Raw genomic sequence first — 22116 nt, 5'->3', positions numbered from 1 at the left:
ATCTCTTCACGCAAAATCGGCAATAAAGTCACAAATTCTTCATATGTGTCAGATATTTTTCACCGATAACAACCGCAGCAAAATCATCCACAGGCACCGGCGGTACAAGCATGCCCGACGGAATAAAACGCAATAATCCCTTAGGCGGATTTTCCTGCCAATATCGTTTTCTGGCCTCGTCCGTCGTTCTGTATTCATCGACTACAACAACTTTCATAGAAGGAAATTCCTCCTCAAGCATTTTTTTTGTCATCTTTCCCGTGGTTCCGCTGCCCAGTGCAAAAACTGTTATCTGATATCTTATTTCCAAAGCTTTTAAAACAGCTGCTAATTTCCCCGCAGATACTGTCTTCTGAACCAATGTTCTTCTGTTGACTGTCAGCACTGCCACACCACACTTTTCCCGTCCGGGATCTATAGCAATTATGCATTTTTCATCAGTTTCCATTATTATCCAGATCATCCACTTTCAATACCAGCCGCAGCGGTCCCAATATATTCGTTGCCCCGTTTGAATAAGCAGTCAGTTTGATTTTTCCCTTCACTCTGGCCATTGTTTCAGTTACACTGTACAGCTGATCCATACTGATAACACCTATGGATCCTCTTAAAGGATCGGGAAGTATACCATTGGCTGATGCTATAGTGTTTATGTCATGCAGAAAACCCAAAAGAACTTGCTGCGCTGTATTTTGACTTCCGTCCATAACAAATTCGCCGCTTGTTATCATGGTCCCATCCTGATAAACAGTTTTATCCGGATACAGCTCTATATTACTTCGCACCGGTTCACCCTTTACCAAATTTGATGCAGCTATGAGTCTGACTACCATATCCTTGTTCACCGAACTGATTTTAGTGATTGTATTTTCATATTCTTCGGGGTAGATCCATATTCCGGCCTGATCCGCCTGACCACCGTCCGTGGTGCCGGCAATTCTCGTATTTGCCATCGCTATGAGTTTTGCCAGTCCGTTCTGTGCTGCCCCTCGGTCTGTGGTCGCAGGGACTACCCCGCCGAAAATAAGTTCACCTGCCTGGTAGACTATCCTTTTACTGCTCAGATCCCCGTTTCTTTTCACCAGGTCATTGTTTTGCTCCTGCAGTATATTATTGCCGCTCTTAAGTTCATTATTATACAGCTGCAGCGTATTATTGGTTGCATTCAGATAGATATTCTGTCCTGACAGATCTGTGTTCTGATTTTCAAGTTCGGCATTATCCGCCAGCAGCTTTGCCTGATGCTCTTTCATCTTTTCAGTCTGGATCTTAGCATCTACCAGTTCATTTCTGGTATCTTCCAAGTTCACCTGCATATGTTTTTGTTCCTGTTTTGCACTATCCAGATCACTGTCCGCTTTATTAAGATCTTCCTGCGTTATCTTTATTCTCTGCTGAAGCTTTTCCATACCAAAAAGGGCAGTTCTGACATCTTTGGAAATAACAGCCATAGCACCAAATGTCACTGTAGTGATTGCAATTCCCGTAACTATTGTCACTATTATTGATGTATGCCTTGGTCTCAAGCCAAAAAGCGACATTTTCCGCTTACCTACCTTACTGCCCAAACGGTCTCCAATAAAGGCTATAAGTCCGCCAACTATAATCAATACCACTATCAATACGATACCATACATCAAAAAGCCCCCTTTCTGGCAATCACTTACCAATCAAATGCATCAGCTGCAAATTCTTTTTATATCAGACAACTTATTCTTTTCTCTTTTAAAATTTTTACATACACCTATATGCAAGCTGCTGTCAGCTCCATAAATCCGTCATATGTTAAATGCGCCCCGCTTTTCTGATCAAATAGCGGCCGATGGCTGCACCTATTAAATTTGGCAGCCACACTGCATAGGCAGGCGGGATACCCACTCTGCCGACAACACCAGCTATCGTCATCAGAGTATAGTATATAAAAATAATGATAATACTTAAACCAAAACCGATAGATGAACTATTGCGGTTGGGCTGTAACCCAAGCGGAGCGCCGATCAATGTGAAGATGAAGCTTGCCATCGGCACAGTTATTCTCTGATACAGCTCTATTTCCAGATCTGTTGTATCAACATACTGTCCGCGCATTATTTTTATCTGCGCTCCCAATTCTTTCATAGTCATTTCTTCCGGTTTTTTCTGCTCTCGTATTATATTATCCGGACTTTCCTGTATAGGTAATTTTTGTGTATCGAAATGCATGGTATGCGACATTTCTCCGTCTGCTATGGAGTATATCACTCCATTATGCAGCAGCCATTCATTATTTGTCCAATCTGCATAGTCAGCGTTTTCTACCCTTACCAATTTTCCGTCTTCAAAATCCTGCATGGACACCCACTCCATACGATTCTTTTCGGCATCATACCTGCGAGCATAGATAAGACGCTGAATATTTCCATCCTTGATTTCTTTTAGAATTATATGTTCTCTTGACTGAGGTGAAGCACTATTTTTAATTTCATAATTAACCACATCAGCATAAGCCTGGTTAGCCCAGGGCACCACATATTCGTTAAAGGCTATTGCAAAAATACTGACAACAATTCCCATTACTATTATAGGACGCATAATACGGTACAGGCTTATACCACAGGATTTCATAGCCGTTATTTCACTTGCTCCTGACAGCTTGCCAAAGACCAGCAGCGATGCCAAAAGCATAGACATCGGAAAGGTCCAGAGCATTATCGCCGGCATACTGTAAATAAATAAACGTATTACAGAAGAAAATGATGCTCCATACTGCGTAACATACTGGGCGATCCGGAACAGTGTACCCGAACCGATAAAAACAGCGGAAAAAGCAAAAATGCCGAACAAGAAGGCTACTAATATTTCTTTCAATATATATCGGTCTAAAATTCGCATGTACAATCTGCTCCTATAATGTAAAATTGTCGCCCAGATAAAATTTTCTGGCAACCTGGCTGCCGGCTATTGTCTTACTGTCACCCGAAACAAGAATTTTCCCTTCATTCATGATATAAGCCCTGTGCACTATATTCAAAGTTTCACGGACATTATGATCTGTGATCAGTATTCCCATACCCCGTTTACACAGATATGCTATTATACCTTGAATATCGGCTACTGCCAGAGGATCGATTCCTGCAAATGGTTCATCAAGTAAAATAAACTGCGGTTCCAATGCCAAGCATCTGGCAATTTCAGCTCTTCGCCGCTCTCCTCCCGAAAGCTGCAGCCCTTTTCGCATGCTGACACGTTCAAGACCAAATTCTTTCAGCAGTTCATCCTTTTTCTTATGCTGATCACTTTTTGTCAATGAGGTTGTTTCTAAAATTGCCAGTATATTTTCCTCAACTGTCAGCTTACGAAAAATAGATGATTCCTGTGCCAGATAGCTAATGCCCAGTTCAGCCCTTTTATACATAGGCATCCCCGTGACATTCACATCAGACAAAAAAATCTGTCCCTTCGTCGGACGTTCTATCCCTATTATCATATAAAAAGTCGTAGTCTTACCGGCACCATTTGGTCCAAGCAATCCCACGATTTCTCCTTTTTGCACATTCAAGGACACATTATCTACTACATTGCGTCCTTTATAGGTCTTTATAAGTTCCTTTACTTCTATACTCAAGTCCGTACCTCCAAGATAGTCTCACTGCCAGACATTATTCATTTAAAAAGTGCATATTTAATATGCACTTTTTAATATAAACAAATATTATCAATATTGCAATGCAAAAATCAAATTTACTTAAAATCATTTATTTTGCCGCTATCCGCCAGATACCGATCAAAAGTAAAATGAACCGCAATTGTTTTTTATATTACAAAGGCGGCGCAAAACGCGCCGCTGTACAGATATTCTTATTTTACCGCTGCTTGTCCCGTATCGTTCAGATATAAGGTAAGCTTTTCTCCGCGCAATGTATTATTATCCTGCATAGCAACCGCGTTGCCGGTCAAAATGACTTTATTGTTATCATTGCCATAATAATCGGCATTATTACTGTATGCATCTATATTACGTGTCTGGCTGGTTATATGCACATTGCCCACAGCAATAAAATGATTATCCTGCAGATAAGCCTCCAAGCGGTTTCCGGTAATCGTACCTTCTGCTGTCACAATAGTTCCGCTATTTGGCATAAGTGCATAATTAGTATCAGAATTATATTCCAGCCGCGGACCGGATATAGTTTTATCCAGTTGATGAGCCACTACATTGCCATTGGCAATAAGCATATTTGAACCCTGCGTAAAAACCTCATTGGCTGTCATATGCAGATTTTCCTTATCGGCAACGACATTTCCTGTTATATGGCCCTCACTCGTTTTTGAGTTATAAACGGCTTGTGCGCCGCTGATGCGTGAACTTTCCTGTATCATTACAACATTTCCAGTAGCTGTTATAACACCAGAGCTTGTATCATACTCAACGGTATTGGCATTCAATTCGGTAGGTTTTCCCGTATCAGCCAAAGCATTTCCCGCATATAAAACCATTGTCAGAAAAACTGCTGCAGCTATTTTTATTCCGCTGTTCATTTTCAATTTGCGCCACGCCCCTTTACTATATGCGCATTGCCCGACAGTTTGAACTGAAGAAAAGCATTGCTGCTTTCAATTCTATCTCCCTGAGCCTGCATATCACCTTTTGTTATCTTTATACTTCCCTCACCGACAAATATTTGCGCCGCATTATCCCATGATACCTTTTCCGCATCAAAGACCATTCCGTCATCACTTTGCGCATGTACGCCATTATCCATGAGTATATTTTTAGACTTGTCATCATATATCCCATGCGGTGCTGTCAAAACAAGTATCTGCCCATTTTCCTCATAATATTTACCATGGATATTCTCCATTTCTGCTTTCTGTGTCTGTGGATCCATTTTAATATTATCCGCACTTAATTCCCATACTTTTTTGCCATTGCGCTCTTCAACGATGGTATTTCCCGTATAATCCATGGTCTGTTCATTTTTAACATCATCGGCTGCTTTTTTCTGTGGAACAGGTTTTGTCGCCACAGCCCAGACACAGACTGCGATAACAACTATAATGAATCCATATATTGCTATTTTATTTTTATTAATTTTTAAGCTTTTCATGTGTTATCGTCTTCCTGATACATGATGTTTTATTTTTTTTTCGTCCGAAGCTGTATTCCATCTTTTTTGGAACCACAGCCATTGCGTAGGATTTTCTCTGATAACATTTTCAACAAATTTTGTCATCTTTACAGTAAATCTTAACAAATCAGCATCTGTATCGCCGGTATTTTCATATCGCATAATATCACCGACTATGAGTCTGTGTCTGCCGTTCTCACAGCGTACGATAAATAAGGGAACCACCGGTGATAAAAATTTGCGGGCAAATACAGCAGGGCCGAGCGGTGTTGATGCCGGTCTGCCAAAAAAATCAATGAATGCCCCACCGGGACCGGCATCTTGATCGGCTAAAAATCCAAGAATTTTACCCTTTTTGAGTGCTCTGGCTGCAGCCAATAGCTCACTTGTCCCCCGGGCAAAAACTTCTACTCCAACCATTTCACGGTATTCATTCAATATACGTGTATGCTGTGCGTTTGGCTGCGGTTTTACTATCGTTGTGGTAGGGATACCATTAAAGGCCAACGAAGCCGCCATCCATTCCCAATTACCGACATGTCCTGTCAGAACAACTACGCCATGTTCTTCCCGCAATGCCTCACGCAATTTTTCTATTCCTTCCGGGTCAACAAAATAATTTATATTGTCCTTATTAAGCCGCGGCATATAAAGAATCTCTACAAACGCCTTACCCATATTTATAAAAGACTGACGGACAAGTTCCGCTGCCTCTGTCTCACCGTTTCCCAGAGATGCGCGCATCTGCAGAATTGCCCGTTTACGTTCCTTAGCAATCAGCTGAAAATATAATATGCCCAATATTTTACCGATAAATAATAAAAATTTATGCGGCATCAGGCACATAAAAAAACTCAAAAACTTCAAGATATAATATTGCAACGGCGTTTTCCCTCCCAGCTTGTATCTGCGCAGTCCGAATCCTGCAATGCTGGCAGACTCCTCCGACAGCTGTTTTTCCGTCGGAGCGGACTGCTGTTCTGTCACTTTGTCAATGATGACGGCAACAGTATGCTTATTGAGACTTGTTATCCAACATCCTCGCTGAGCTGCCGCCGTTAAGATAATCAGTTATAATTGACTGCCATTTTCCCTGAGCTTTTAAAATAAATTCTACGATTTGTCTGACGGCTCCATATCCGCCGGCAAAATCACTGACAAAATGTGCTGTCTTTTTTACTTCTTCCACAGCATCACCGACAGCTGCCGGAAACCCTACCTTTGTCATTATAGGCAAATCAACAATATCATCGCCAATATAAGCCATCTGTTCATCTGTTATGGCAAAATTTGCTTTCAGTTCTTCGTAGGCCTTCATTTTATAGAGATTTCCTTGATAGACAGCATCAAACTTTAATTCTTTCCCGCGAGTTTCCACTATAGCCGATTTTCTTCCTGTTATTATAGCCAGCTTTATTCCGTTTTCTCTCGCCAGACTTATCCCCAGACCATCTCTTACAAAAAAAGTTTTGAAAGCTTCACCATCACTGCCATAGTACAGCTTGCCATCACTTAAAACTCCGTCGATATCAAATATGATCATACGGACTTTTGCTGCATGCGCTTCAGCGCCTTCTCTTAGCAGCATTATACCACACCCTGACGCAATAAATCAGTAAGATGAACGATTCCGACCGGCTTATTCTTTTCATCAATTACAGGTAAAACCGTTATCGGACGAGGTTTATGTTTTTCCATGATGCCCAGAGCTTCCGCCGCCATTTTATTTTTCGTTATGGTAAGCGGTGATTTTGTCATGAGATGTTCCACCGGTTCATTCAGAAATTCTATTCCTTTGGATAATCCCCGCCTTATATCGCCGTCAGTAATAAGACCAATAAAGCTGCCTGACTTGTCAACTACCGAAGTAGCGCCAAGACCTTTATCTGTCATTAAAAACAATGCTTCTTTTGCTGTTCTGTCTTTTTCAATGACCGGATTGTCTTCTTCACTGTGCATTACATTCTCCACTGTCAGCAGCAATCTTCGTCCCAATGCTCCTCCTGGATGAAAAACAGCAAAATCTTTTGCCGTAAAATTGCGTACAGATAAGAGTGCCATTGCCACTGCATCTCCCATTGCAAGTGTCGCCGTCGTACTGGCAGTCGGTGCCAGTCCCAGCGGACATGCTTCTTTCTCAATGCTCACGTCTATATAGTATTCCGCATTTTTCCCAAGAAAAGAATCCCTCTTACCGCACATGGCAATTATGGAAGCGCCTATTCTTTTTATTATAGGCAGAATATTTACCACCTCAGTAGATTCCCCACTGTGTGACAATGCCATGACTATGTCTTCATCTGTAACCATGCCAAGGTCGCCGTGGAAGGCCTCTCCTGGATGCATAAAAAATGCTGGAGTCCCCGTACTTGCCAGCGTAGCAGCAATTTTCCTGCCTATATGACCTGACTTTCCCATACCTGTCAGTATTATACGTCCCTTACAATGCAGAATAGCCTCAACTGCTGTTTCAAATTCATCATTTATATGTGCAGCAAGATTCCTTACAGCGTCTGCCTCTATAGCAAGCGCTTCAAGTGCCTTCTCCTTTATCGTACCTTCCAATTTGTGTACCTCCCGGTTAATACCAAACAAATTCTATTTTATACTCAATCAAAAATGTTTTTTTGCAATTTCATGTATGGCCAAAGCATCTTTCAATATGTCTTCCAAATTATCAAGGCAAACCATATTGGGTCCATCAGAAAGAGCTTCCTGAGGGTTATCATGCACTTCCATAAATAAACCGTCTACGCCTGCGCCCACTGCAGCACGGGTCAAATATTCTACATATTCACGATTGCCTGAGGAACATGTGCCGCCGCCGCCCGGTAATTGCACACTGTGCGTAGCATCAAAAATAACTGGATAGCCGAAAGAGCGCATGATGGGAAATGACCGCATATCGACCACAAGGTTATTGTAACCAAAAGATGCGCCTCTTTCCGTAAGCATAATTTGCTCATTTCCTGCGCTCTTGATCTTATCGATTACATTCTTCATATCTTTTGGTGCCATAAACTGCCCTTTTTTCACATTGACAGTTTTTCCCGTTTTAGCTGCGGCATAAAGGAGATCCGTCTGACGGCAGAGAAAGGCAGGTATTTGAATTACATCCAAAACCTTTCCTGCCGGTCCTACCTGCTCTTCCGAATGTACATCACTGACAACAGGCACATTCAGCTCTTGCTTTATTCTTTTCAAAACTGCCAGACCTTCTTCCAATCCTGGCCCGCGAAAACCTTTATATGATGAACGATTTGCCTTGTCGAAAGATGCCTTGAATACATAAGGAATTCCCAGCTTGTATGCTATTTCCTTAGCGCGTCTGCCAATATATAAGCTTCTTTCATATCCTTCAAGCACGCATGGTCCAGCCAGCAAAACCAAGGGATTTTTCGGTCCAACCTCAAAATCCGCTATTTTAACGTTATTCATAATTATGCGCCCCTTCTCTTTTTCTGTAATATTCGTTTACCCTGACAAGATCTTCCGGTGTATCTACACCAATAAAACGTTTATTAGATGTTATAACCTTTATTTTATAACCATTTTCAATGGCTCTGAGCTGTTCAAGGGATTCTGTCTGTTCCAGCGGCGTAGGTTTCATTTGTGCATATCGCAGCAAAAAATCTTTTTTATAAGCATATATGCCTATATGCTTATAAACTGCCACAGACGTATTATTACGCGGATATGGAATCAGCGATCTGGAAAAATAGATTGCGTAATCATCCTTATCAGTAATTACTTTAACATTACCCGGTTCACTTTTTTCTTCTTCAAGCATAGGTGTTTTCACCGTTGCCATATTAAGATCTTCATTATCAATAAACAGTCTTCCCAGCCTGTCGATAATTTCCGGATCAATAAGCGGCTCATCGCCCTGTATATTTATAACCACGTCTGCATCCGGATAATGACCGGCCGCTTCTGCCAGCCGATCAGTACCTGTAGGATGATCGCTGCGTGTCATCACCGCTTTGCCTCCTGCTTCGACTACTGCTCTAAAAATACGCTCATCATCAACCGCTGCAATAAAATCGACCGGGACATTGGCTTTTACGGCCTGCTCGTACACCCGCACAATCAAGGGTTTGCCCGCAACGTCAGCCAAAGGTTTGCCCGGCAATCGCGTCGATGAAAAACGTGCCGGTATTATACAGATTATCTTCACTATATCCATTCTCCTTCACCAACAGAGATTTTTTCGTGCATAAAACAAAAATAATTTTTCCTCATGTGTGACCAGCTCTGGCATATACTGCAGGACTATTGAAAATCATTTATTTTTAAAGCCGGCAAATGTGCCTTTAGATATCCTTCAAATTCCTCAGAACCGTCTTTAAATTTTATTTCAATACTAATTATATAAATAGGTATACGATCTTCCTGGTTGATAATCTGCTTAGGAAATTTTACCGCGTCCTTATCAGTTATAATGATCGCTTCCGCATTGCGCGAAGCAGCCTGCTTCATAACGGCTGTTATTTCCTGTGCGGTATAATCATGATGGTCTGGAAAACGAATACTTTCTACTATTATCACACCTATACTTTGCAGAGTCTGTTCTAACGAAGCCGGATTACCTATAGCCGAAACGGCTATAATCTTACACCCAGCCATTTCTGTTGTTTTTCTCCCGATACTGCCTATATTATCCGACCAATCGCTTATTTCCACAAAACCTTTAGGATTATGTACACTTTCCACTACCAAGGCATGATTGTTGTTTTTGGTCAATGTTTTCCTTATATATTCACAAGAATGGGGCGCTGCCTGATCAACTTTCGTCAAGAGGCAAATATCGGCACGATTCAGATGTGAAAGAGATTCACGCAAAGTCCCCCGAGGCAGGACGTAGCCATTGCCAAAAATATTTATTGAATCAACCAGCAGAATATCTAGATTTCTTTTCAGCTGCCAATGTTGATAACCATCATCCAAAATTGCTATTTCTATACCAAAATGTTCAATTGCATACTGACCGGTAATTGATCTGTCAGCACCGATAAGCACCGGCACATCAGGCAGGTTTTTTGCGAGCAGAAAAGCTTCATCCCCAGCTTCAGCAGCTGTCATCAGCAGTTTTTTGCCATCGGAAACCACGCCCACGTCACCACGCCACTTAGCCCTATAGCCGCGATTTAGGATGGCTACCTTATATCCCATTCCTCTTATCTCTTTGGCCAGTCTCTGTGAAGTAGGCGTTTTTCCTGTTCCCCCAACAGTGATATTGCCAATGCTGATCACGTAGCAGTCAATTCTTTCCTGCCGCAAAATTTTACATTGATAAAGCCATAATTTAAAATTTACCAGCTGCTCATATATAAAAGAAAATATCCGCAAAACAGCGATCAATATGTGTCCGAAAAAGGTTTTCTTTCTTCTGCCATGCACTAATTCAAATAAATATGTCTGAAAATTTTCTATTGCCTCTGTCGACGGCACTGCCAATGTTTTAGGATTTTTACCAAGTTCATCCAGGACCTCTCGCAAAATGACAGCCGAACGCCGTGATGCCCCTTGATTTTCATGTATTATCTCCAGACTTGTCTCTTCCATACGATGACGAATCTCCGGCTGACGGAACAATTTAAGCATTTGTTCTGTCAGCATTTTTTCATCGTCTGCCGTAATGCAGGCATTACGATTTTTGAAAAGCATATAGGTATCCTTGAAATTGAACATATTCCTGCCGACAATTATTGCCTTGCCATGAGCTGCCGGTTCCAATATATTGTGCCCGCCATGCGGTATAATACTGCCGCCGACAAAAATAACATCACCTACACTGTATATTTTCCCAAGCTCACCTATCGTATCTAAAATAACAATATCATGCCCGCAAGCTGCCTTTTTGTTCAAATCTGTCCGAAAAGCTGTTTTAAACTTATATTGCTGGCATATCGCCTTGACATCATCCTTGCGGATTATTTTACGCGGCGCAATAATCAGTTTTACTTTGGGAAATTCCTCTTTCAGTTTACGGAATGCCCCCAATACATAAGCTTCCTCGCCTCTATGTGTACTGCCCGCGATTACTATTCCAGAGGCATCGGCTAACCCCATTGATTCAAGTATCTTCCTTTTCTCTTCCGCCGATACGTTAGTATAAGTCTGGTCAAATTTTGTATTTCCCGTAACTGCAACCAACTTAGGATCTGCACCAAGTCTTATTATATAAGATGCGTCTATTTCAGACTGCATAGCAAATTTATTGACCGTACCGATCATATCGCTGAGCAGACTGAACATATATTGATATCTTTTCACACTTTTATCACTGATTCTGCCGTTTACCATCATTACAGCAACATTGTAACGCCGTGCAGCCTTAAGCAGATTTGGCCAAAGTTCTGTTTCCACTGGTAAGAATATACGCGGACGTATTTTTTTTACTGTATTGGCCGCTAAAAAGGGCAGGTCGAGAGGAAAATATATTATACTGTCTGCATCTCCTATTATTCGATTAGCCATTGTATACCCTGAACAGGTAACCACTGATATCAAAATAGGAGTATCAGGAAATTCCTTGCGAAATTCCCTGATCAGCGGACTTGTGGCCACAATTTCACCGACAGAAGCTGCATGGACCCATATACAATCTTTTCCCGCTACTTTATCAAGCGCATGCTTCGGCAAAAATCCGAAACTTTGTTTCATGCGCTCCCCAAACCCCTTCTCCCTTATGAGGCGCACAAGAAAATACGGCATCAGTATAATTATGAGCACTACAACTACAATGTCATATAGTATCTGCATCAATCACACCTGCCTAGATTTTTTATCATTAAACTGTATATTATACAGATGGCCATACAGACCATTCTTCGCAAGCAGCTCACTATGCGTGCCTGATTCCACCATCTCGCCGTTTTCCATTACAATTATATTGTCAGCCTGCAGAATTGTCGACAGGCGATGCGCTATGACAAATGAAGTTCTGCCTATCATCAGTTTATCAAGAGCTTCCTGTACCAATTCTTCGCTTTCCGTATCAAGCGCTGACGTAGCTTCATCCAGTATCAATATACGCGGATTTTTCAAAATAGCCCGCGCTATGGCAATACGCTGCCGCTGCCCGCCGGATAAAGTTATTCCTCGTTCACCAATTTTAGTATCATATCCATTTTCTAATTCCGAAATAAAATGATGGGCATTGGCAGCTTTTGCCGCAGCCACAACTTCTTCGTCTGAAGCTTCAAGCCGCCCATAACGTATGTTGTGCATCACGGTATCGCTGAACAGCATCGTTTCCTGCGGCACTATACCTATTTGTTCACGCAGTGAATTGATCTTCACATCACGCACATCCACATCATCAATACTGACTGTTCCCTCAGTTACATCATAGAAACGGGGAATCAAATTGACAATTGTCGTTTTCCCGGCTCCGCTGGGTCCGACGATAGCCACTACCTGTCCCGGTTCTGCCTTGATCGATAAATTACTCAACACCGGCCGTTCTGTATTATAAGAAAAACTGACATTCTTGAATTCTACTTTTCCTTCAACTTCAGGGAGAATCATTGCATTTTCTTTATCTTTTATTCTTTCTTCAGTATCGAGCACATTGAATACTCGTTCTGCGGCTGCCATAGCTTTCTGCACCGTTCCGAAGACCCGGCTTATACGTTTGACAGGATTTGCCAGATTAACCGCATACGTTAAAAATGCAACCAATGATCCTGCCGTAAGAGAGCCATGTACTACCTGATATCCGCCGAACCACAATATTAACGTCACTATGACCGCCGCAAGGAATTCCACAATAGGCGTCAGTAAAGACATAAGCTGCACGCCCTTCATGTTGGCTCTGAAATTAAGATAATTTTGCTTTTTGAATCGTTCTATTTCATAATCTTCACGGACAAAAGATTTTATAACACGTACAGCGGAAATTGTTTCCTGCAGCAAAGAGGTTATATCTGCTGTTCTTTCCTGCACAACAGCTCCGTTTGCCTTAAGTTTGCGGCCGAAAATCTTCATTGCCTGACCTATTAAGGGTACTACGATTATTGTCACAAACGCAAGTTTCCAATCAAGATAAAACATCATACAAACAGATCCGATAAAAATAGAAGATTCTGTGACAAGATCAATAAGGCTGTTGACTAAAGCCACCTGCAGCGCAGCCACATCATTTGTTATATAGCTCATAATTGTGCCCGTCTGTTGTTTCTCATAATAGGCAAGCTGGAACTCCTGGAATTTCTTATAGAGAATTTCCCTGATATCAATAATGACTTTTTCCGCAACATAAGAAACCAGATATGTCTGTCCATAATAAAATATACCGCGGAAAAAGAAAACTACAACAATTCCTGCGCCCAGCAGATTGAGCGTCATCATATCCTTCTGCGCCAGTACTTTATCAATAAGATCCTTTATAATCCAGGGGACATAAAGATTCGCCGCGGCTGCTAAAATAATGCAAACAACCGCCATTCCCAGACGCGGGATATAAGGTTTTATAAATTGTAAAAGTCGCTTATAATTATTCATTCGTTATTCTTTGTTCCTGTTCGTTCGATTTTATGTCACTTACTCATTCTGGCAGACTGAACCAGCTGAACTGAATTTATCTGCCGTTTCTATTATTAATCCGGCTGTGCGGTCCGCTACACCCGGTATGCCCAGCTTTCTTTTTATGCTCTTCAAGACCGCTTCATTCTTTTCTCTGCCATTTTGCATAATGGAATCCGCGGCAATAACAATATTCTCCGGAGTGACATTATCTTGTAAAAGCTCCGGTATAATCTTTTTTTGCGCCAGAATATTAGGAAGACTGAAAAATTCTACATCAACAAATAATTTTGCTATGCAATATGTCAGCTTCGACATGCGGTACAAAACGACCGAAGGAAGCCCCATCATAGCCGCTTCCAAAACTACCGTTCCTGACGTAGCGAAAGCGACATCACAATTCCCCATCAGATCATAAAGCCTGTCCCTATGGAATTTCAAAATCAATCCGTATTTTCCTGCCATATCACGCAAATGTTCTTCATCAATCCCCTGCGCCACAGCTATATGGAATTCAGTCTCACTATGCTTTTCCTTAAATAAACATGCTGCTTGCAGCATCACAGGCAGTATCATTTCTATTTCCTGTTTACGGCTTCCCGGCAAAAGCAGAATATGTATTTTTTTACTGTCCAGTGAGAAGTATTCATAAGCTTCACTGCTGTTCATAGCAGCTTTCACTGTGTCGAGAAGCGGATTGCCAACAAATTGAATGTCGGCTCCTGCCGCCTCATAAGCATCTGTTTCAAAAGGAAAAATTGCAGCGATCTTATTGGCAATTTTTGCCACATTTTTTGCTCTTCCCTTTCGCCATGCCCATGCGGACGGCGGAATATAGGAAAACACAGGAATATTGAGTTTCCTTGCTGCTGGTGCCAGACGCCAGTTAAAATCGGGATAATCGATCAGAACAAGTATATCCGGTTTTTCGGTCTTCATAAAACGTATCATTTTAGAACGGAGTTTAAGCAATCTGCCCACATTGAGCAAAACCTCATAAAACCCCATGACGCTGTACTGCGCCATGTCGGCAACAAGATCCACACCTTCCCTGCGCATCATAGCTCCACCAAGACCAAACATTTTTATGCCGGGTTCCATTTTTTTCAATGCAGCCGCCAAATTAGCACCATGCATATCGCCCGATACTTCTCCGGCAGAAAACATTATTTTATGCATCATATCTCCAACCAAATAAATTCGTTATGGGCAAAACAACGAGCAGAAAAAGACGCGAGGATAATTCATTTTGAAAATCCGCCGCGTCTATTTTATCAGATCGCCACTACCACTATACCATTGTCATTCGCGACAGACAAGAATTTTTCTCTGTCTACAATTATTGTTTTTCCTGACTCAACCGCCAATACCTTGGCATCGGATGCAATCATAGATTCAATTGTCCTTATACCAACTGTCGGTACATCAAAACGGTCATCCTGCTGTGGTTTAGCAGTTTTCACCACTACTGCACCGCCTCCGGCAAGTGTTCCTCCGCGCAAAATGCATGCATCAGTTCCTTCTATGGCTTCAAGAGCCATAATTGCCTTATCTTTAATTACGACTGTCTGCCCTATATCAAGCTCTCCTAATTTTTTTGCTGTTAAAAAACCAAACTTGATATCATCACTTTCACTTTCTGTGGGCTTACATGCCGACAGTATACCTGCTTTGGGCATAAGCAGTTTCAGCAATGCAGTTTGGTCAACCGTTTCGATTCCTTCAGCTGCGAGCTCTCGTACAAATGCCAGCATCAAAGTATCGTCGTTTCGATCTTTAAGCGACATAATCAATTTCATCATTCTATCATCTATCTGCTCATGCTGCCCATTAAACAGCAATTTTTTTGTTACCTTTCCCAGCATTGTAACCTTATTTATATTATTATCTTTAAAAAATTTTATAATTTCATCTAACTTTGCTACATTAATCCTAACAAAACATTCCGAAGCCTTCTCCAAAGCTTCGTCTGAAGATGCCAATAAGCCTACAGCAAAAACCTTCATTCCTGCACTTTTGGCAGCAGACGCAAATTCTACCGGCAGTCTGCCCTCACCGGCCAATAAGCCTACAGCTTCCATACAAATCCCCTTTTATTCCACATTATCCCTACGCGTGCGACATATGCCGCGTTCTGCATTACGCAGAAATCGCAGCAAGTGCTCTATTTCTTCACATGATTCAACATCCTGCTCAATAACTTCTATTGCCTGTGAAAGACTAAGACTGGATCTATACAATATTTTGTAAGCTTTTTTTATATTTCGTCTGGCATCTATAGAAACACCTGCCCTGGACATACCTACATTGTTAAGTCCGCTGACTTTAGCCGGATGCCCGTCAACGATAGTGTAGGGTACAACATCCTGGACTAGTTTAGAAGCCCCGCCGATCATCGCATTGCGCCCAATACGAACGAATTGGTGAACGCCTGTTATCCCGCCGATAACAACTCTGTCTTCAACCACAACATGCCCTGCAATCATCGCCGAATTAGACATAATTACATGATTGCCGACAATGCAGTTATGCGCCACATGCGTATAAGCCATGAGGAGACAATCATCACCTATACGGGTCTCGCTTTCAGCTCCACAGCCGCGATGAATAGTGGCACATTCTCTTATAGTAGTTCTATCCCCTATAAAAACATAAGATTTTTCACTTTTAAATTTCAAATCCTGTGGATCAGATCCAATTACTGCTCCCGGATAGATAACACAATTCTCACCTATCCCTGTCCAACCTGTCACTATCGCATGCGGCATTATTTTTGTACCGTTGCCAATTTCAACATTTTCATCAATTACTGCATATGGCCCTATTTGAACGTTCTTACCAATCTTCGCATGGGGATGTATAACAGCGGTTGGATGTATATATGCAATTACTTTATTTTCTGCATTCATAATCCCACTCCTCACCAACGTCGGAACTTTATCCAACATCTTTTATATGGATAAAATCCATACGAGGAAAATTATTCCACCCTTCATATTTCTTTAAAAACAACTATTTTCAGAAAAATTTCATACATTTTTGGCATATTCCTATTGATCATAACTATTTTTCGGCATCATTTACTTTTTTTAGAGCAAATGTAAAATCTCCCTGAGCTACAAGTTTATCATCGACAAAAGCTTCTGCATGGAGTTTGCCAAATTCTCCCCGCACTTTCATTAAGCTGGCTTTCATTACTAATTGATCACCGGGAACAACGGGAACTTTAAATTTCACATTTTCCATTCCACCAAAAAATGCCAGTTTTCCACGATTTTCTTCCGGATATAGCATGGCAAACCCACCCACCTGTGCCATAGCCTCCAAAATAAGAACGCCTGGCATTATCGGATGATTAGGAAAATGTCCGCGAAAATGTGCCTCTCCTATCGTTACATTTTTTATTCCTATTGCACTTTTAAAGGGAACAACTTCCAGGATACGGTCAATAAGCAAAAACGGCGGACGATGCGGCAATACTTTTTGAATTTCATTTATATCGATCATTCTTATTCCTCCAATTTTTAAACTATTGGCAATTTCTTCTTATTATCTTTGCCAATTCGGTATTAAGTTGATGTCCTGATTTTACGGCAATAAAATGCCCCTTTACAACTCCGCCGCTCAATCTGATATCACCTATTATATCAAGTATTTTATGGCGGACTAACTCGTCTATAAAACGCAGTTTATTTATCCATCCTTTATCATTATAAACAATTACATTATCTAACGTTCCGCCCAAACCTAATCCCATTTTTTTGAGCTGCTCAATTTCTTTTTCGTAAGCAATAGTGCGTGCAGGAGCTATTTCTTCTGCATAAGTCGATTCATCAACTATAAAGTCAGCATATTGTATGCCTATTAAAGGATGTTCATTCAATGATGTAAAACTTATTCTCAATCCATCATAAGGAACAGCTATGACAAATCTCTCTCCGTCATCTATGCGGTAAACTTTATCTATAATCACCGGCCTGCGCTGCCTGTCCTGTATTTTTCTGCCTGCCTTCTGCAGTGCAGCAAAAAAATAAGCAGAACAGCCATCCTCAACAGGCGGCTCCTCTCCATCTATCTCTATGTAACAATTATCAATAGCATATATATGTAGGGCTGAAAGAAGGTGCTCAATGGTAAAAATCCGCACATCACCATTGCTGATAGTTGTGGCCCGAACGGTTGTCGTTACATGTTCCGCAACGGCCTCTATCCGCGGCATTCCCGGCATATCAGTTCTCACAAAAACAATGCCGGTATCCACTGGGGCCGGCAATATCTTCATTATGACACCTTTTCCTGAATGAAGCCCCATTCCGTCACATATGACTTGCCGAGCCACTGTTGTCTGATAACACATTAAAAATCCTCCCGCTTGATATTATTATATTTTACAGGACTTCTGCTTTTCCTGCAAGTCCTTTTGCGGTACGACGCAGCCGCCGTATTATTACCTGCATTACGGCACTGTATATGTAATTCCCCAAAATGGCTCTTTATCACGCCATCCCGCTGTTATTTGCAATCCGCGCGCCGTTGCCATACGAAGACCATATGATGTTTTTTTATCGATATGTTCTATCATTAATGACATATCCGGAAAGGATCCTCCTTTTGAGAGCGGAATCAGTCTTGTTTCCACCCCTACAAAACCATCTTTATAATAGTTGGTGCCGACTCCCGCCGTAAGTCTCAGCCCAAAAGGCACTGCCTTGCTAGCCGAAATATAGACAGATCTTTTATCATTGTTTGCCATATCATATACACCCAAGGCTATACCGGGATTAAGAATTTTTTCCTGCCGGATATTAACCTTGGCATTTAAGGTTTTTAAGGTATGTTCTTTATCTTCATTGCGCAATGAACCGCTTATTTCTATATTTTTCGTTAAAGGAAGAGCAAAAACTTCATAATTCTTTTTATCAAGACTATAATACCCTACTTCCATTTGATCAGTCCTTACTATATCAGAAGTAGGAATATCAATCAGACCAGTCGGTCCATATGTGGTTGGAGCCATTTCAGCACATGGCAGTTTAAACAGAATCACAGCAGCAAGAATAGCCGACATATATATGTTGCGCAACATGGTATAATCCTTTCAAGTTGTTCTTATATTATCTATTATAATATAACTAACCAAAAAAAACGGCTGGCGCCGTTTTTTAATACAAAATTTTTATTTAACGATTATATTATGCCACGTATTCAGATTGACGTATATACTCTCTCCAAAAACAGCATACTTTTGTCAAAACTACTTTACATGAAACTTCATCAATTATCATTCCCTGAATCACGCTGTATCTTTTTCATTTTTTTCAGCAACTCCGGCAAATGCGATGAAGCAGCTGTGATCCTCAGCCATTCCTGATGGGGCCTGGCCGGAAAACCTGCGTAAAAAACACCTTCAGGTGTATCATTTATAACACCGGACCGTGCTGCGAATATCGAATCGGCACCAATATTAATATGTCCTACTATACCCGCTTGTCCGCCAAAGGTCACATTTCTTCCCACCTTTGTGGAACCGGATATACCTGTTTGAGCAACAATCAAAGTATTTTCGCCGATGTCACAGCTATGCCCAATATGTACAAGATTATCAATTTTTGTTCCCCTGCGAATATAAGTAGACCCCATTGCAGCACGATCTACTGCCGCATGTGCTCCTATTTCAACATCATCTTCTATAACTACGTTTCCCACCTGAGGAACTTTTATATGTTTACCGTTTTTAGTGACAAAACCGAAACCGTCAGAACCGACTACGGCTGAACTGTGAATTATCACATTTTCACCGACTTCACAAAATTCGCGCACTGTAACGCTTGAATACAACATGCTGCCCTTGCCAATTCTTGCGTATTGTCCAACATAAACATGTGGGTATAATATCACATTATCGCCGACAACTGCATTATCATCAACAACTGCAAATGGCATAATGGCCACATTTTTGCCGATTACAACGTTATTACCTATCGAAGCTTTATCACTTATTTTGCGTTTTATTGCCAACGGTGGAGTAAAAAGCTTTACGAGCTTTATAAATACTTCCCGGGGATTATCCACAAAAATAGCCGGCAGAGAAAAATTCTCAACGGTATTAGGAATAATTACGGCAGATGCACCGCATTTTTCAGCCTCTTCAATATGCCCGTCAACAGCAAATGTGATATCTCCTTGAGCTGCTGCCGCAATGCCCGCAACTCCCCTGATCATAATTGTCGCCTCACCGGCCAGTCGTCCGTCAATGATTTGAGCCAGCTCACCTAATGTTTTTTCCATAGCTGAATACTCCTCACTGCAACTTTTGAATAACTTCATCTGTTACATCAATACCACCCTGTACAACGACTCCATCCACACTGGCCGCATTTTCTTCCGGGGCTGTCGGATCAATACCGGCTGATGATTTAATAGTTACCGCAGACAATCCTTTTTCCTTGGAAATCTGTTCCAAAATTTTATCTATAAGCGCTTGTCTCTGAGCATTGTATTTCTGCTGCACTCCATAAACTTTGCGTTGAAGATCCTGTACTGCCTTTGTATAATCCTCCTTAGACATGCTGTCTTGTTTTTTAGACAAGTCTTCCATCTGTTCAGTAAAAGGTTTATACTCTTTCTCAAAATTGTCGTTCAATACTTTCAGCTGAGGACTTTCCGCAGCAACTCGACTTATATCTATATAACCTATTTTAGCTTTATTGGAACACCCTCCCAATAATACACTAATTCCTATAATCAACAGCGATACCATCAAAATATATTTCATTTTTTGATTCAAAATCTTATTCCTCCCTGCCTGTTTAACCGGCATTCTGCATTTGTTTTAGGACATCGTCTGTAATATCCAGCACAGACGATGTTGTCACTATTTGGTCACTGAAAAGACTGTCCCATCCATCCTTTGTCAAAAATGTATCATTTGATATTTGCTGTTGATCGGCATAAATGATATCCAAATGATACATAACAGCAAATTTCGATGCTTTCGCAGCAATATCATTGATCATAATTTCTCTCAATGCATTTATCTCACTATTCTTATTATCAAATGCTTTTAATAAGGCTAAATATGTTTTTCTGCGATCGGTCATTTCATCATTCTGCCTTTTTATCATCTCTTCTCTCGCATTTTCGAAAGCTGCTTTTTGCGAATCGGCTTTAGCCAGATTATCAGCATCTCTTTCTGTCAAGGTACCTTTAAAATGATTAAGACGATCGCTGTAATATTTTCCCAGTTCCTTTTGAATATAACTTTCATATTTTTCTGAGACAGCCCGAACCTTTGCAGACCGTTCTTTTTTCAACCTCATAATTTCCTTCTGAAGATTATCTATTTCATCGGGAGTAAGTCGCAAATTTTCCGCATTATCCAGTTTTAAGGAACAATTGAAGATTGCATTTTCATATTTATCATTTTCCGTTTTCATCTCTGCCGATTTTGGGTCAGCTACCTGCGCACGCAAACTTTTTTCCCTTGCCACCAGTTCATCCTGCAGTTTCCTATCAACAATACGTATGCCCATATCATCTTTCTGTTGTGCAAGATTAGAAAAAGCCTCTGCTGTTTCATTGTCTGATTTCTCTTGCGGAATATTTCCGGGCTGCTTACTTATTTCTGCGGCAATAGCTGTCCTTTCATCGTAAAGTTTGCGCAAATCATTGTAACGGGGATGCAGTTTAATAACTTCACTAAGTCTTATTACTCCAGCACTGTAATTTGAAGAGGGCTTGTCAGCAATCGGCCTTGAAAAATACTTTACAGCAAAAAAAGCCGATATCAGGACAGCAATAAGTACAACTGCGCCGACAGCAGCGTTTCTGCCTCTTTTTGACGGCCGCTTATCCATAAAACATCCCACCTCCCCAAAGCATGGCTAAGATTCCTGCAACAGCAGCGATTTTCAATAAAATTACTGTTGTTTTTTCATCTTGCTCATAACATCCTGAGTTATATCCTGTCCGCCGTAAATGACACTATTTTTATCCAGTACAACAGCTAATCCCTTTGCATCTGCAATTGACTGCACGTTAGCCTTTACTGTTTCTACAATCGGGTCCAGCAATTCTTTCTGCTTTTTAAGCATATCTTCTCTCACCGTATTGGCATAGTCACTTTTTTCCTGATCACTCATATTTGCCGTTTTGCTGTTGAAATCATCTTCTGCCTTTTTTTGTTCATCCTGCATCTGCTGGCGTGCTTGTGCTAACTGTGGTGAACTTGAGACAAGCTGACGGTAATCGACAACCCCTACATTAGAGGAAGATGCTGCCGAAGCCATTCCCGTGTCATATTGCGATATACCAATAGCCACAATACTAAGTACAAATACTGCAGCAATAACAAAGCTTATAATTTTTATCTGTTTCTTCTCAAAATTGATCATCAAACTATTCTCCCTTTATTTAAGCATATTATATATCCTTTAGAACAGAATCATTATAGCAAACAAAGCTTTTTTATTCAAGCAGA

At 41.1% G+C, this 22116-nt stretch carries 23 protein-coding genes; all 23 read right to left on the bottom strand.

Annotated features, from left to right (window positions below):
• Nucleotides 1–28: 28 nt before the first annotated feature.
• The 23 genes from NXG61_RS06835 to NXG61_RS06725 all read right to left on the bottom strand — a co-directional run bounded on the left by NXG61_RS06835 (nt 29) and on the right by NXG61_RS06725 (nt 22030).
• Entirely contained in the window at nt 29–463 is a 435-nt protein-coding gene (locus NXG61_RS06835; RefSeq protein ID WP_231038455.1) for a pre-16S rRNA-processing nuclease YqgF, read from the bottom strand.
• Complete coding sequence (locus tag NXG61_RS06830) at nt 438–1637, bottom strand: DUF3084 domain-containing protein (RefSeq protein ID WP_196603524.1); 1200 nt, start codon at nt 1635–1637, stop codon at nt 438–440. The genes NXG61_RS06835 and NXG61_RS06830 overlap by 26 nt, the downstream gene beginning before the upstream one ends.
• Before the next feature lie 148 nt (nt 1638–1785).
• Nucleotides 1786–2871, bottom strand: coding sequence for an LptF/LptG family permease (locus NXG61_RS06825; RefSeq protein WP_307223083.1), 1086 nt, complete (start codon nt 2869–2871; stop codon nt 1786–1788).
• A 13-nt stretch (nt 2872–2884) separates the two neighbouring features.
• Nucleotides 2885–3604, bottom strand: coding sequence for an LPS export ABC transporter ATP-binding protein (gene lptB, locus NXG61_RS06820; RefSeq protein ID WP_196603522.1), 720 nt, complete (start codon nt 3602–3604; stop codon nt 2885–2887).
• Nucleotides 3605–3837: 233 nt separating this feature from the next.
• Nucleotides 3838–4518, bottom strand: coding sequence for an LptA/OstA family protein (locus NXG61_RS06815; protein ID WP_231038479.1), 681 nt, complete (start codon nt 4516–4518; stop codon nt 3838–3840).
• A 2-nt stretch (nt 4519–4520) separates the two neighbouring features.
• Nucleotides 4521–5087, bottom strand: a complete 567-nt coding sequence (lptC, locus tag NXG61_RS06810; protein ID WP_196603520.1) for an LPS export ABC transporter periplasmic protein LptC — start codon at nt 5085–5087, stop codon at nt 4521–4523.
• Between the two features lie 3 nt (nt 5088–5090).
• Nucleotides 5091–5990 carry a lysophospholipid acyltransferase family protein gene (locus NXG61_RS06805; RefSeq protein ID WP_196603519.1) on the bottom strand — a complete coding sequence of 300 codons (900 nt, stop codon included), beginning with the start codon at nt 5988–5990 and terminating at the stop codon, nt 5091–5093.
• Nucleotides 5991–6123: 133 nt separating this feature from the next.
• Nucleotides 6124–6696, bottom strand: coding sequence for a KdsC family phosphatase (locus NXG61_RS06800; RefSeq protein ID WP_196603518.1), 573 nt, complete (start codon nt 6694–6696; stop codon nt 6124–6126).
• On the bottom strand, nt 6696–7673 hold the full coding sequence (locus NXG61_RS06795; protein WP_196603517.1) for a KpsF/GutQ family sugar-phosphate isomerase: 978 nt from the start codon (nt 7671–7673) through the stop codon (nt 6696–6698). The genes NXG61_RS06800 and NXG61_RS06795 overlap by 1 nt, the downstream gene beginning before the upstream one ends.
• 48 nt (nt 7674–7721) lie before the next feature.
• Nucleotides 7722–8546, bottom strand: coding sequence for a 3-deoxy-8-phosphooctulonate synthase (gene kdsA, locus NXG61_RS06790; RefSeq protein WP_196603516.1), 825 nt, complete (start codon nt 8544–8546; stop codon nt 7722–7724).
• Nucleotides 8539–9285: a 3-deoxy-manno-octulosonate cytidylyltransferase gene (gene kdsB / locus NXG61_RS06785; RefSeq protein WP_196603515.1), complete on the bottom strand. Its 747-nt coding sequence runs from the start codon at nt 9283–9285 to the stop codon at nt 8539–8541. The genes kdsA and kdsB overlap by 8 nt, the downstream gene beginning before the upstream one ends.
• A 95-nt stretch (nt 9286–9380) precedes the next feature.
• Complete coding sequence (lpxK, locus tag NXG61_RS06780; protein ID WP_196603514.1) at nt 9381–11873, bottom strand: tetraacyldisaccharide 4'-kinase; 2493 nt, start codon at nt 11871–11873, stop codon at nt 9381–9383.
• Nucleotides 11874–11876: 3 nt separating this feature from the next.
• On the bottom strand, nt 11877–13616 hold the full coding sequence (locus NXG61_RS06775) for an ABC transporter ATP-binding protein (RefSeq protein ID WP_196603513.1): 1740 nt from the start codon (nt 13614–13616) through the stop codon (nt 11877–11879).
• A gap of 39 nt (nt 13617–13655) precedes the next feature.
• Complete coding sequence (gene lpxB, locus NXG61_RS06770; protein WP_196603512.1) at nt 13656–14816, bottom strand: lipid-A-disaccharide synthase; 1161 nt, start codon at nt 14814–14816, stop codon at nt 13656–13658.
• Between the two features lie 95 nt (nt 14817–14911).
• Nucleotides 14912–15718 (bottom strand): LpxI family protein, encoded by an 807-nt coding sequence (locus NXG61_RS06765; RefSeq protein ID WP_307223073.1) that lies wholly within the window; start codon nt 15716–15718, stop codon nt 14912–14914.
• Nucleotides 15719–15730: 12 nt separating this feature from the next.
• The gene (gene lpxA, locus NXG61_RS06760) at nt 15731–16546 is read right to left on the bottom strand and encodes an acyl-ACP--UDP-N-acetylglucosamine O-acyltransferase (protein ID WP_196603510.1); all 816 of its coding nucleotides are present in this window, start codon (nt 16544–16546) and stop codon (nt 15731–15733) included.
• Nucleotides 16547–16700: 154 nt separating this feature from the next.
• A complete protein-coding gene (gene fabZ / locus NXG61_RS06755; protein WP_196603509.1) occupies nt 16701–17144 on the bottom strand; it encodes a 3-hydroxyacyl-ACP dehydratase FabZ in 444 nt (147 codons plus the stop codon).
• Between the two features lie 22 nt (nt 17145–17166).
• Nucleotides 17167–17994, bottom strand: a complete 828-nt coding sequence (lpxC, locus tag NXG61_RS06750) for a UDP-3-O-acyl-N-acetylglucosamine deacetylase (protein WP_307223070.1) — start codon at nt 17992–17994, stop codon at nt 17167–17169.
• Between the two features lie 99 nt (nt 17995–18093).
• Nucleotides 18094–18723, bottom strand: coding sequence for a YjbH domain-containing protein (locus NXG61_RS06745; RefSeq protein WP_307223068.1), 630 nt, complete (start codon nt 18721–18723; stop codon nt 18094–18096).
• Nucleotides 18724–18911: 188 nt separating this feature from the next.
• On the bottom strand, nt 18912–19925 hold the full coding sequence (lpxD, locus tag NXG61_RS06740) for a UDP-3-O-(3-hydroxymyristoyl)glucosamine N-acyltransferase (protein WP_307223066.1): 1014 nt from the start codon (nt 19923–19925) through the stop codon (nt 18912–18914).
• A gap of 13 nt (nt 19926–19938) precedes the next feature.
• A complete protein-coding gene (locus NXG61_RS06735; RefSeq protein ID WP_196603505.1) occupies nt 19939–20424 on the bottom strand; it encodes an OmpH family outer membrane protein in 486 nt (161 codons plus the stop codon).
• 22 nt (nt 20425–20446) lie between these two features.
• Nucleotides 20447–21493: a hypothetical protein gene (locus NXG61_RS06730; protein ID WP_196603504.1), complete on the bottom strand. Its 1047-nt coding sequence runs from the start codon at nt 21491–21493 to the stop codon at nt 20447–20449.
• Between the two features lie 63 nt (nt 21494–21556).
• The gene (locus tag NXG61_RS06725; protein ID WP_196603503.1) at nt 21557–22030 is read right to left on the bottom strand and encodes an OmpH family outer membrane protein; all 474 of its coding nucleotides are present in this window, start codon (nt 22028–22030) and stop codon (nt 21557–21559) included.
• Nucleotides 22031–22116 lie beyond the last annotated feature (86 nt).

Origin of the sequence: Pectinatus haikarae, assembly GCF_050916305.1 — a bacterium.
GTDB lineage: Bacteria > Bacillota > Negativicutes > Selenomonadales > Selenomonadaceae > Pectinatus > Pectinatus haikarae.
Note: the sequence above shows the minus strand (reverse complement) of the source record. Positions and strands in the feature narration are given on the sequence as shown.

Excerpts from the sequence above, each read along its gene's own strand:
- NXG61_RS06835 (WP_231038455.1), bottom strand. The coding sequence starts at position 463 with ATGATCTGGATAATAATGGAAACTGATGAAAAATGCATAATTGCTATA.
- NXG61_RS06830 (WP_196603524.1), bottom strand. The coding sequence starts at position 1,637 with ATGTATGGTATCGTATTGATAGTGGTATTGATTATAGTTGGCGGACTT.
- NXG61_RS06825 (WP_307223083.1), bottom strand. The coding sequence starts at position 2,871 with ATGCGAATTTTAGACCGATATATATTGAAAGAAATATTAGTAGCCTTC.
- NXG61_RS06815 (WP_231038479.1), bottom strand. The coding sequence starts at position 4,518 with ATGAACAGCGGAATAAAAATAGCTGCAGCAGTTTTTCTGACAATGGTT.
- lptC (WP_196603520.1), bottom strand. The coding sequence starts at position 5,087 with ATGAAAAGCTTAAAAATTAATAAAAATAAAATAGCAATATATGGATTC.
- NXG61_RS06800 (WP_196603518.1), bottom strand. The coding sequence starts at position 6,696 with ATGCTGCTAAGAGAAGGCGCTGAAGCGCATGCAGCAAAAGTCCGTATG.
- kdsA (WP_196603516.1), bottom strand. The coding sequence starts at position 8,546 with ATGAATAACGTTAAAATAGCGGATTTTGAGGTTGGACCGAAAAATCCC.
- lpxK (WP_196603514.1), bottom strand. The coding sequence starts at position 11,873 with ATGCAGATACTATATGACATTGTAGTTGTAGTGCTCATAATTATACTG.
- NXG61_RS06775 (WP_196603513.1), bottom strand. The coding sequence starts at position 13,616 with ATGAATAATTATAAGCGACTTTTACAATTTATAAAACCTTATATCCCG.
- lpxB (WP_196603512.1), bottom strand. The coding sequence starts at position 14,816 with ATGCATAAAATAATGTTTTCTGCCGGAGAAGTATCGGGCGATATGCAT.
- NXG61_RS06765 (WP_307223073.1), bottom strand. The coding sequence starts at position 15,718 with ATGGAAGCTGTAGGCTTATTGGCCGGTGAGGGCAGACTGCCGGTAGAA.
- lpxA (WP_196603510.1), bottom strand. The coding sequence starts at position 16,546 with ATGAATGCAGAAAATAAAGTAATTGCATATATACATCCAACCGCTGTT.
- fabZ (WP_196603509.1), bottom strand. The coding sequence starts at position 17,144 with ATGATCGATATAAATGAAATTCAAAAAGTATTGCCGCATCGTCCGCCG.
- lpxC (WP_307223070.1), bottom strand. The coding sequence starts at position 17,994 with ATGTGTTATCAGACAACAGTGGCTCGGCAAGTCATATGTGACGGAATG.
- NXG61_RS06745 (WP_307223068.1), bottom strand. The coding sequence starts at position 18,723 with ATGTTGCGCAACATATATATGTCGGCTATTCTTGCTGCTGTGATTCTG.
- lpxD (WP_307223066.1), bottom strand. The coding sequence starts at position 19,925 with ATGGAAAAAACATTAGGTGAGCTGGCTCAAATCATTGACGGACGACTG.
- NXG61_RS06730 (WP_196603504.1), bottom strand. The coding sequence starts at position 21,493 with ATGGATAAGCGGCCGTCAAAAAGAGGCAGAAACGCTGCTGTCGGCGCA.
- NXG61_RS06725 (WP_196603503.1), bottom strand. The coding sequence starts at position 22,030 with ATGATCAATTTTGAGAAGAAACAGATAAAAATTATAAGCTTTGTTATT.